General features: G+C 75.3%; 2 protein-coding genes. Both read right to left on the bottom strand.

Annotated features, from left to right (window positions below):
- Positions 1-43: 43 nt before the first annotated feature.
- The gene (locus tag NBW84_RS20135; RefSeq protein WP_250286413.1) at positions 44-595 is read right to left on the bottom strand and encodes a DUF5313 family protein; all 552 of its coding nucleotides are present in this window, start codon (positions 593-595) and stop codon (positions 44-46) included.
- Between the two features lie 88 nt (positions 596-683).
- On the bottom strand, positions 684-975 hold a 292-nt coding region (locus tag NBW84_RS20130; protein WP_250286412.1), incomplete at its 5' end, for a biotin/lipoyl-containing protein.

The following is a 975-nucleotide window of genomic DNA, read 5'->3' as shown; positions in this document are numbered from 1 at the left end:
CTGGCGGGCCGTCCCGGGCGGCGGGTGCCGTGGCCGGCGGCGGTCAGCGGCCGTCCGTCCCCGGGCGGTCGCGGCCGGTCCCCGTCCGGTCATGATGGGCATTTGTGTGATCGGCGGTCGCGCGGCCAGCGTCCTCGGGGCCGCTGTCCTCGTCCTCCTCGAGCGGGAACACCGGCGGGAAGCCATGTTGGACGAGGCGACGGTTGCGGAAGTAGCCGGCGGTGGCGAACCCCAGGCCGACCGCGATCGCCAGCAGGACGATCGCGATGGTGAGCCGGATGTTGAGGCGCCCGGGCAGCAGCGCGAACATGACGGCGAACGGCAGCATGAGCAACGGCGGCCGGGATGCCTGCCGGACGCGCCACCGCGGCCCGGTCAGGTCGTGGGAGACCCACTGGTTGTACCGCGGGGGCAGCGTCCCGCCCACCAGGTAGTAGATCCGGCCGGTCAGCGGTGGCCGCTCGGCCGGCGCCGGTCCGGCGGGCACCGGTTCTGACGCCGGTGCCGCGCCGCCCGGCCGCGCCGAGCTCCTCGCCGGCGGCGGGCAGGCCCCGCCCTGGTTCGTCCCGCTGCCGTCCGTGCCGTCGGTGCCCATGGCATCAGCCTACGAACTCCGAAGCCTGCGAACTCCGAAGCCTGCGGACTACGGACGAACCGGGCCGGGGCGGGCGAACCGCCGCCTGCTAGTCCTTGATCTCGCAGAGGACGGCGCCGCTGGAGACGACCGCGCCGACGGCCGCGGTCAGCCCGGTGACGGTGCCCGCCCGGTGCGCGGTGATCGGCTGCTCCATCTTCATGGCTTCCAGGACGACGACGAGGTCGCCGGCCTCGACGGTGTCCCCGTCACTGACCGCGATCTTGACGATGGTGCCCTGCATCGGGCTGGTCAGCTCGTTCCCGCTGGCCGCGCGGGCGGCCTTGGCACCGGACCGCCGCCGTGGCCGGGCCGCCGCCGGGCCGCCGGCCGCCACGCCG

It is taken from the genome of Protofrankia sp. CiP1_Cm_nod2 (genome assembly GCF_920664355.1).
Taxonomy (GTDB): domain Bacteria; phylum Actinomycetota; class Actinomycetes; order Frankiales; family Frankiaceae; genus Protofrankia.
Note: the sequence above shows the minus strand (reverse complement) of the source record. Positions and strands in the feature narration are given on the sequence as shown.